The sequence below is a fragment of the Novipirellula sp. genome (genome assembly GCF_041583735.1).
In the GTDB taxonomy this organism is placed as follows: domain Bacteria; phylum Planctomycetota; class Planctomycetia; order Pirellulales; family Pirellulaceae; genus Novipirellula.
On the sequence record NZ_JBFHFD010000311.1, the window covers coordinates 1 to 9590 of the forward strand.

Sequence of the window (9590 nt, forward strand, 5' to 3'; positions counted from 1 at the left end):
CAATCGGTGATGTCGACACCGTCCAGCCGGATCGTGCCTTGGCTGACTGCGCGCAATCCGCAGATCGCTTCGAGAATCGTCGTTTTACCGCTGCCAGTTCGCCCCATCAGCACCGCATAGTCGCCGCTGGCAAGCGTGAAGGATAAATCCGACAGCACAAAGTCGCCTGAGCGGATACTCACACCGGAGAACTCGATCACTGGGCGTCTCGCGTGTTGAGTAGCCTGAGAAATAACAAAACCAGCACCGCGATCGCGACCATCAGCAGCGAAACTGCGACGGCGGCATCCAACTCGCCGGCACTGATTTCCAGATAAACGGTGGTCGATAACACTTCGGTTTGCATCCGCGTGGCACTGGCGAACACCAGAATCGGACCGAACTCGCCGAGCGCCCGAGCCCATGCGATGGTGGTTGCCGCGATGATACCTCGCCACGCTTGCGGCAACGCGACTTGCCAAAACGCTTGGCCGCGTGTGCAACCGAGCGTGCGGGCGACGTCTTCGCTTCGGGGATCGATCTGGTCGAACGTGACTCGCATCGTGCGAATGGCAAACGCGCAAGCGATCGTGAACTGGGCCAACACCACGGCGGGCCAGTGATAGGTGACGGGGAATCCCACTTGGTTCTTTAACCCGGATTCCAGTTCCCAACCATAGATCGGGGTGTGAAATAGGATCAGCAAACTGAGTCCTAGCACCAGCGGCGGCAACACCATCGGGATGTCGACTAACGTGTCGATCAAGACGCGGCCGGGAAACTTGTAGCGTGACAGTAAATAGCCAAGTGGAGTGCCGACCCAAACCGATGCGATCGCGGCAACCGTACAGGTTAGCAGCGTCAATCGAATCGCCGCTTGGATCTCGGGTTTCGCCAGCGCCGCAGTGAATTCGGACCAGGAGGTAAAACAAACGTCAGCGGCGATCAGCAAGAGGATCAGGAGGACGAAGATGCCCGAGATGGCTGACATCACCCAAAAAAACACTGCATCGCTGCGTCGGCGACGCACGTCAGGTGTGAGCGTTGGGGCCGGCGGTTGATTCATGTGCCGTTTGTTTGCTGCTCAGTCGTGGTGGAAGAAAGAGAGGGGAGAAAGAGAGGGGGAGACAGGGAGACAGGGAGACAGGGAGACAGGGAGACAGGGAGTGAAGGATGAAGGGTGAAGGATGAAGGGTGAAGGGGGGGGACTAGGCGGGTGGGAGGAGGCCTTCGAAGAGGCGGGAGCCGATGCGGACCATGGTGGCGCCTTCGGCGATCGCGGCGGCGAAATCGCCGCTCATCCCCATCGATAACTCGGGTAACGTCGCGCCGGTTTGCTGCGTCAGTTGCTCTCGTAGTTCGCGTGTGGCTGCAAATTGTTGGCGGGCGGCATCCGCATCGGTGCCCCAACCCGCCATCGCCATCAACCCAACAATCTCGACTGCGTTGGTGTCGTTGGATCCAAGGTGTGACTCGATCATCGGACGCAGCTCCTTCGGCTTCAATCCGGTCTTCGCTTCCTCGCCACTGATGTTCACCTCCAATAACACCTGGGTCGGAATCTGCTGCGCGGTCGCTTCTTCGACGATTGCGGCCAACAATCGGGGACTGTCGACGGAATGGATCATCGGATGAAACGGCAGTGAGCGACGAAGCTTGTTCCGCTGCAGGTGTCCGATCAAATGCCACTGCACATCGTCAGGAAACACAACCTCTTCGTTTTTCTTCCAAAGCACTTGCGGGCGATTTTCGCCAAGCACGCGGCATCCTGCGTTAACCAACCCCAGCGTCATCTCGGCATCAACGTACTTGGTGACTCCGATGATCGTGACCGAGCCGGCGGGACGATCGACCGCCATCGTGGCTGCATCGACGTCGTGTTGCACCGCTTGCCAATTCTCGGCTAATCGAGCTTGCGAACTAGGGTCAATCATGATTCCGATTCATCATCCATATGCTCGGCGTCGTCCACAGTCACCAATTCATCATAAATCCCTTCGCCAGGATCAAATTTGGCCGCAAAGAAGTCGGCGATCAAGTGTTTCCCCAAAACGGTGCGGCAGCGACGCCCGCCGAGGGAACGATAGATCATCCATTGTTCGGAACCGACTTGAACGCGGAACCCCGCGGCTTCGTGATGTTCGCAGATCCGGCGTTCGTCGCCCACAGTCAATTGACGCCAGGTGCGTTTGCGTTTGAAACGTCGTTGTTGCAGATCAAACCACAGCGGCACATACAACGCTCCGGTCCCTTCGGCAGTCCAAACCAAGTGCTCATCCTCGCTGCCCGAAAGCTTTGTGGTGGTGGGACCGATCCGCCATTCCGATGCGGACATTGGCATTACGACGGCGCTTCGTTGACCGGCACACAAATAGACTTCGCGAGTTTCCTTCTCAAGCTCGGGCGACACACCCGATGCGACGGGAATGCGAGTGGAGTAACGGATTTTTTGCGAAAGTGCACCGGGTTCTTGACGATTTTTTGGCAGCACTCCGTCGGCAAGCAGCAAAGTGCGGTCCGAGCGAATCAACATCAATTGCCGCTGCAACACCACTCCGCCAGTCCAATCCTGTTCAATTTCGATGTAATGCACATCGTCGTCGGTGTACTCGCAAACCAATCCCCAATCGCCTGTCGCGTACTGTTGCGCCCCATTGATTTCGATCGAGGTTTGGACTTGGCCTGCGATGATTTGGGTGCGGCCAGCAAAAATTTCGAGCTGGTTGTGTTCGCCGGCGTAGTGCAGATGTGTGCGTCCTCGGCGGACATCCCATTCGGGCAGCATAATGGCAAGCTTGGCATCTTCGTTATGCAGGAAAGATTCGGGTAGGCAGACCTCCCATGCCAATCGTCCGCCGGTATGGCCAAGCCCCAGTGCGGCTTCGGTGGCCGGCCGCAGCGTTTCAGGATCAAACGCAATCGCGTGTTCGAGCAGTCCGGTTTTACCAAGATCGTCTTTCACATCTTTGCGGCTCAGCGGACTCAGCGCCGATGTGCCGTGATGAGTGGTCATTGCGGCAACCCAGGTTGCCATTTGATCACCGACAGCATGCCACGATTTTTGAAACTTCTTTTTCGTGGTCGACTTCATAATCGCTTGGCATCGCATGATCGAACCGAGCATCAGCCGGGCGATGGTGCCTTTGGCAAGCGCATTTGGAATCGCGTCTTCTGCGTGGTCACACCATTGTGCCAGAGCTTCGATCGCCGATTTCTGAGCCCGTTTACAGGAGGGTAAATCGGCGAGCCGCCATGCCAGCGTCAAACCGAGTTCCGCGCCGACGATCAAGTGGGCGGGCGAGTCCGGCGAATGGGATTCGAGTACCAGTTCGCGGAATCGTTGCAGCGACCCGAGCAATTCCCACCACAGGGCTGGTTCAAGTTGTTTGCTGAGCAGCGGCATCGCAGCGGCCCAAACCACCGCGTCCTGGCACGACAATGCGGACATGTCGCCGTGATCCAATTGGGCGATCATTTCGGTCGTCGCGGATACCAAATCCAACGGCCGAGTCGAACGCCGCCGCATCGGTTTTTGGTCACACGCCAATTGGCTGAGCGACATTCGCACTGGATCGATCGTATTGCCAACCGCGGTTGCGACGCCCCAGCGATAGACAGTCCCGCCGATCGCCGATTTACCAAACACATGCTTGGCCGACGTGGTGTTGGCGTGTGATTCGACCTTTTTGCGTAACCGCTTCCAATTTTCATCGGACATCGGCGTGGGAGCCACATTCTCGCACGCCGATGCGATCGCCGGTGCTTCGGCTAGTGCGTTTGCAAGTTCGGGGGCGTTAGCTGGTTCGGGGGCCAGTTCCTCCGCAACTGCGGCCACCTTTGCGGGCTTTTGGCGAGTCGCCTTTTTTGACTTCGTTTTCGCAGGGGATGCCGGTCGACCATTGGAGGGTACTGAGGCGGTCGAGGCGTTTTCGGCCTCCGTAGTTCGTGTCGACATGGGCTATAATGCGAATGCTGAAAAGTATCGTTTTGTGTCAGGTTGACTGACGTATAACTTACTCATTCAACCCAATGACGCTAGCGCTTCCTCCCCACTCGATCGACACTCTATGCCCTATTTTGCCAAGACCACGCGGACACTCACCCTGCTTTTAGTCTGCGCCACATCCCTAGCGGTCGGGTGCGGCAGCGAATCGGCGCCCCGAAAACGTGCCGAGCTGCCCTCGTCCGTGACGGCTCCCAACGCGGAAAACGAGCGAAATACGGCTGAATCTGCTGCCGATGGTGTCGCCGCAGCCGCGGTCGCTGTCGAAATAGACGCGTCGTCCGACGTCGACGTGGCGAAGCAAACCGCCCCCAGTGGGCTGCGTCAGTTGCCAATGGCCGAGGAAAAACCGAAAGATGAAGATTTGGTGAAGAAGACTGCGGCAGGCGTGTCAGCCCCCGAGTCCGATTCCGGCCCCGAGTCCAATGCAGGGCCGAGCGCTACGCCTAAGGCCGATGTTGCTGCGGAGGAACCGGAGCCAGCGATGGAGGATCCGGAGCCGCAAATGTCGCCCGCGGAATTTTTGAGCAAGCAGTTTTTGCCGCCACCAGGGGCAAAACGCTTGAGCCAGGAATCGCTGCTGTGGGTCGATCGCAAATCGAATCGCGTTTACATCGATGGTTACGTCGCGATCGATCGGGGGGCGCTAGAGATGTTCGCGTGCCCGGTCGGCAGCAAAGAGCATGAGTCGATCGTGGCGGTGGTGGCGAAATCGAGCGAAGTGCACGCGGCTCTGTTGGTCGTCGGCGCGAAAACGGGAACGACGGCGATGTTCACACCTAACTTTGTCCCGCCGACGGGCCAGGCGATCCGGGTCTGGGTCAGTTGGCGTGATAAGCAGGGCAAATTCCACGTCGAAGACGCGCGGCGTTGGGTGCAAGACACCGAGACCAAAGAATCGGTCGAGGCCGATTGGGTGTTTGCTGGTAGCGGGTTTTATAAAGACGAAGAGGATGGACGCGAATATTACCGAGCGGATGGCGGCGACATGATCTGCGTGTCGAACTTTAGTACCGCAATGATGGATCTGTCGTTGGCTAGCAGTGCGGATGCCGACTCGCTGTTGTTCCGACCGTTCGAGGGGCGAGTGCCTGAGCGTGGGACGCCGCTGCGATTGATCCTGGTTCCGATTCCTGTGCCAACCGACGGGCCACCGCCGGAGTTGACGCCCGAGCAGGATCCGAATGTGAAACCGCAGGAGAGCGTGTTGCCAGTGAGGGAAGGGGAAGGGAAGTGAGGAGTGAGGAGTGAGGAGACAGGGAGACAGGGAGACAGGGAGACAGGGAGACACGGAGAGTGGAGCGAAAAGGGCTGGCCTCTATCCCGATCAAACTGCCTTTGAGCTGGAGATTTTGCAGCATGTCGGAGTACGACGTCGCACCGAACGTGAAATCCGAGGTACGCTGACGGCTTGGAAAGCCGTGCGACAATGGGCTCGCAGAATTCAACAAATGAAAAAAGGCTGGTCACACGGGTGTGTGACCGGCCTCTTTTCTGTTTGGTTGGGGTGTAGCGGAAGTCGTCGAGACTTTCGTCTTGTCAGCCTAACGGCTTAATAACGCTCGCGTGAGCTTTGATGCTCGTGGTTGCATGACGAAACTCTTCGCGAATTTCGCTACTTCGCAGCGGCGGTGTTTGTGACAGCGACGTGCACGTTTCGCGTCACCAGCCCTCCCCGAAAACCTCGCTGGAAGGCTCGGTTTTCGACCCTCCCGACGCAAGGCTGGGAGGGTGAATCACGTGGTTACGAGCCGCAGCTACCCGGTGGCAGCTTAGGTTGCGGGGGTTGGCTCGTAAGGAACGTCTTCGATCAGATCCATTGGCAATGGAGCGACGTGAACCCCTGCGTCACGCGAGATCGAATCGATTGCTTCTTGAGCCTTTTGCACGGTGTTTTCACGTGTCTGGCCTTTGTAACGCGACGACGATGCGGTCGGCGAAACGGGGCCCTTGTACTCAGCTGCCTTCAAGTGGCTGATCACGCTGACGTGAGCCAATGCACCTTCTTTTTCGGGCAACACGCGATCGGTGGTCTTGGCGGTTTCGGCAGTCGCGTCACTGGCGACCGATCCCAAACGAACGGCAACGATCTTTTCCGCGTCCAAACCGGTCAATTGAGCCAGCGTGCCTTTGCCGACAACCCAATCAAAGGTGTCAACGATGTAGCCGATGTTCGCTGCCGGAATGCTGCTGATCAAAGCGATAAAGCCTTCGACGTCGCGAACGAATTCGAATTCTTTGCCTTCAGCCAACTCTTTGCCGGCCGAGAAGGAAACGCCCAAGCGAATTTCGCGAGGAGCGAGAACTTCAGCGATTTGGTTCAAACGGGCACGTTGAGTTTCAAAGTACTCGGGGTAGGGCAAACGATCGGTTGCGGCGGGCAGACGCAAGTAGGCTCGCTTGACTTTCAGTTCTTTGGCGATTTCGGCCATCGGGTGAAGCGTCGCGACTTGAGCGGTGAACGTATCGTCGTCCGCGTCCAAGTTGACGCCCAAATCGAAGCCACCGATTTTGATGTCGGTTGCACGAAGGTACTTGGTGGCGTCTTCCAAACTGGTGCGTTGCGAGCGACGAAGCATGTCAGCCATGTCGACATCCATGCCGCGGAACCCGTAGGTCAACGCCAACTCGATCAATTCACTTTGACGGCCGTTGATTCCAAGTAACCAAGGTGAAAAATTCTTGAACATTCAGTTCTTCCTGCTTTTTGATGACGTTTAACGTGATTGGCTCATAGTGGAGCTGATAAAAATGGAGCCGATGGCGTTTGCCACGGGCCTCGGGACGAGGCACCAAGCTTGTGTAGGAAGGCCCGAGGCGATCGCCTGCGGCTCACGAAAACACATGGATTTTTATCAGCCAAGCCCAAGAGTATCGCAGAAACAGGCCTCTGCAGCCAAGGGGCTTATTGACAGCTTTCCAAATCGCTGAGAAGTTCCTTCGTTATGGTCAATCCAGAGCCCTCGCCGTCCTCGAATCCCACTGTCTCGAGCCCCGATTCATCCCCACAGGCGGAAGTCGTCTTTTTGGGGACGGGAACCAGCGTCGGTGTGCCCGCGCTGGGCTGCGAATGTGCGGTCTGCCAGAGCGATAATCCCCGCAATAACCGCACTCGATGTGCGATCACAATTTGCTTGCCCGAGTCGATTGCATACAGCGATCCGGAGTTCGATCACGAGACGCCGCATCACGCATCGCGGACGATTTTGATCGATACGCCGCCCGATTTGCGGACACAATTGCTGCGTGAAAAAATCCCGCTGATCCACGCCGTATTGTTCACTCACGAGCACGCGGACCATCTGTTCGGGTTAGACGATTTGCGTCTTTTTCCGTTTCGGCTTGGCTACCCAGTCCCCCTGTATTGCCAAAGTCACGTCGAACAGCGGATCCGTCATTCGTTTGACTATGCGTTTTCAAAACGCGAACCGACGCACCCGGGGGCCGTACCGCAGCTCTGTTTTCGCAAGATTGTCGAAGAGACGTTTGACGTGTTTGGAATTCCAATCACGCCGATCCCGATGACCCACGGGCCTCATTTTAATGTGCTGGGGTTCCGGATTGGCGATTTTGCTTATTGCACCGATACCAACGGGATTCCCGATTCGTCGGTTGAGCGACTTCGCGGGGTCAACACGTTTGTAGTCGGGGCGCTGCGGCATGCGATCCATCCGACGCACTTCAATTTGAACGAAGCGATCGAGATGGCCAGCCGAGTCGGAGCCGCGCAGACTTATTTCACGCACATCTCACACGATCTCGAGCACGAACAGACCAACCGCGAGCTCCCCGCAGGCATCTCACTAGCGTACGACGGTTTGCGAGTCAAAATCAGCCTGAATGTGGGATAGGCTTCCCAGGTTCGTCATCAGCATTCGTAGCGAGAATTCCGTAGCGAAACTCGCGAAGAGTTTCGGTGGGCATCGGCTTTGAAGAGTTGGTTGGGCCCGCCAAAAGTCTTGGCGACTTTCGCTACGACTCTGTTTCATGATTGCGGGGGCATGTAGTGGAAAAATCGGAATCGCCGTTACCGCTTTCCAAGTTTGTGTTTCTGACGTCCCCCTTGCCACGCGAACTGGGTTAATATGGGGCCCGACAACGCTTGTCGACTCCATTCCCCGACTCCCCCATACTCGTTCTCACCCCCACTTCTTTCTCCTTTCTCATTCACTTATGCCCACTCCACTGCCCAAAGCGGACGTGCCCACTGCGGCACGTCAATACAACTCGCGACTTGGCATCGTGCTGTTTGTCGTCTACTTGGTTCTGTACGCCGGATTTGTCTTCATCAACGCGTTTGCCGCCGAAAAAATGGAAACGGTCGTGTTAGCGGGATTGAACCTCGCGATCGTGTACGGATTTGGCTTGATCATCGCTGCCATCCTGATGGCACTGCTGTATGGAGTGATGTGCCGGAACGAACCCATCAACGGGTCGCCCGCGAGCGACGCAAGTAACAGCGATACGAACGAAGGAGCGTCACGATGATTTACGAACCTTCATGGATCGCGGTGTTTGTCTTTTTGGCGTTTGTTGTTTTGACGGTCGGGCTCAGCTTTTTCCTTGGCCGCAAAGCGACTTCGAGCGAGGGGTACTTTGCCGCTCACGGTCAAATCCCTTGGGCGGTCAACGGCGTGGCGTTCGCAGGCGACTACTTGTCCGCCGCCTCGTTTTTGGGGATTTGCGGGATGATCGCGGCCTACGGCTACGATGGATTCCTGTATTCGATCGGTTATCTGGCCGGCTGGATCGTGGCGTTATTTGTGATCGCCGAGCCAATGAAACGATTGGGGCGATTCACATTTGCCGACGCCTTGGACGCCCAGTTCAACTCGCGTGGCATCAAGTTGGCGGCGGGGATCAGCACATTGGCGGTCAGTATTTTTTATCTGATTCCGCAAATGGTCGGTGCCGGTTCGTTGATCCAGCCACTCCTCGGTTTTCCGCATTGGGTGGGCGTTGTCTTGGTCGGGATGGTGGTCATCGTGATCGTCGTGACCGCAGGGATGGTATCGACGACATGGGTGCAATTTTTGAAAGGCTCGCTGCTGGTTTTCTTCAGTGCCATTTTGGTGGTGATGTTACTCGCCCGTGGTTTTGTCGAATCTGATGGTGGGCTGAAATCGATTGGACCGATCGCATCGGCGAGTCTGTCGCAGGCACAGATCGACGGTCGCGACGTGGTTCCGGCAACCGGGCAATGGGCCGAGCATCCCGATTTCATCCGGTTAGCCGATGCCGAGGGAGGTTACGAAATTTATCACGTCGACGCGATGGAAGCGGACGCGGCGATGGGAGTGACCGATCCAGTAATGCTGCAGCAAGCCCAAGAGATCACCACGGCAGCCGACGGGTCGCGAACGGTCGACGGCATGCCCTTCGGATCGGGCGAAGGCGAGCGTCAACTGCAAGCGGTCGGGCATGTTTCAAAATTGCCATCGGATTATACGTCGGGCGAAGCACTCGGGCCGATCTCGTTTTTTACAACGATGTCCAAAAGCGAAATTGTGCTCTGGGGCAGCGAGGTGATCCGGCATGACGATGGAGGATCGACAAAGGTCTTCTATCAAAAGCCGACCGAGGGAACTCGCGTGCTGCGACCGGGCGA

8 protein-coding genes and 1 pseudogene are annotated in these 9590 nt (G+C 57.0%); 4 read left to right on the plus strand and 5 right to left on the minus strand.

Annotated features, from left to right (window positions below):
* The 4 genes from ABX962_RS20740 to ABX962_RS20755 all read right to left on the minus strand — a co-directional run.
* Positions 1-182, minus strand: a 182-nt coding sequence (locus tag ABX962_RS20740) for an ATP-binding cassette domain-containing protein (protein ID WP_372721925.1), incomplete at its 3' end; no start/stop codon positions are given.
* Between the two features lie 14 nt (positions 183-196).
* Positions 197-1045 carry an ABC transporter permease gene (locus ABX962_RS20745; RefSeq protein WP_372721926.1) on the minus strand — a complete coding sequence of 283 codons (849 nt, stop codon included), beginning with the start codon at positions 1043-1045 and terminating at the stop codon, positions 197-199.
* Between the two features lie 142 nt (positions 1046-1187).
* Positions 1188-1913, minus strand: coding sequence for a YggS family pyridoxal phosphate-dependent enzyme (locus ABX962_RS20750; RefSeq protein WP_372721927.1), 726 nt, complete (start codon positions 1911-1913; stop codon positions 1188-1190).
* Positions 1910-3934: a hypothetical protein gene (locus ABX962_RS20755; protein WP_372721928.1), complete on the minus strand. Its 2025-nt coding sequence runs from the start codon at positions 3932-3934 to the stop codon at positions 1910-1912. The genes ABX962_RS20750 and ABX962_RS20755 overlap by 4 nt, the downstream gene beginning before the upstream one ends.
* Before the next feature lie 232 nt (positions 3935-4166).
* On the opposite strand from ABX962_RS20755, the gene ABX962_RS20760 reads away from it, so the two are divergent.
* A complete protein-coding gene (locus tag ABX962_RS20760) occupies positions 4167-5219 on the plus strand; it encodes a YdjY domain-containing protein (protein ID WP_372721929.1) in 1053 nt (350 codons plus the stop codon).
* A gap of 535 nt (positions 5220-5754) precedes the next feature.
* Here the strand turns inward: ABX962_RS20760 and ABX962_RS20765 are convergent.
* Positions 5755-6672: a TIM barrel protein gene (locus ABX962_RS20765; RefSeq protein ID WP_339946201.1), complete on the minus strand. Its 918-nt coding sequence runs from the start codon at positions 6670-6672 to the stop codon at positions 5755-5757.
* 255 nt (positions 6673-6927) lie between these two features.
* On the opposite strand from ABX962_RS20765, the gene ABX962_RS20770 reads away from it, so the two are divergent.
* The 3 genes and pseudogenes from ABX962_RS20770 to ABX962_RS20780 form a co-directional block, all read left to right on the plus strand.
* On the plus strand, positions 6928-7833 hold the full coding sequence (locus ABX962_RS20770; RefSeq protein ID WP_372721930.1) for an MBL fold metallo-hydrolase: 906 nt from the start codon (positions 6928-6930) through the stop codon (positions 7831-7833).
* Between the two features lie 322 nt (positions 7834-8155).
* Positions 8156-8470, plus strand: coding sequence for a DUF485 domain-containing protein (locus ABX962_RS20775; protein WP_372721931.1), 315 nt, complete (start codon positions 8156-8158; stop codon positions 8468-8470).
* Positions 8467-9590, plus strand: a pseudogene (locus tag ABX962_RS20780) (cation acetate symporter); the annotation flags it as partial. The gene ABX962_RS20775 and the pseudogene ABX962_RS20780, both read left to right, overlap by 4 nt.

Excerpts from the sequence above, each read along its gene's own strand:
- ABX962_RS20755 (WP_372721928.1), bottom strand. The coding sequence starts at position 3,934 with ATGTCGACACGAACTACGGAGGCCGAAAACGCCTCGACCGCCTCAGTA.
- ABX962_RS20765 (WP_339946201.1), bottom strand. The coding sequence starts at position 6,672 with ATGTTCAAGAATTTTTCACCTTGGTTACTTGGAATCAACGGCCGTCAA.
- ABX962_RS20750 (WP_372721927.1), bottom strand. The coding sequence starts at position 1,913 with ATGATTGACCCTAGTTCGCAAGCTCGATTAGCCGAGAATTGGCAAGCG.
- ABX962_RS20770 (WP_372721930.1), top strand. The coding sequence starts at position 6,928 with ATGGTCAATCCAGAGCCCTCGCCGTCCTCGAATCCCACTGTCTCGAGC.
- ABX962_RS20775 (WP_372721931.1), top strand. The coding sequence starts at position 8,156 with ATGCCCACTCCACTGCCCAAAGCGGACGTGCCCACTGCGGCACGTCAA.
- ABX962_RS20745 (WP_372721926.1), bottom strand. The coding sequence starts at position 1,045 with ATGAATCAACCGCCGGCCCCAACGCTCACACCTGACGTGCGTCGCCGA.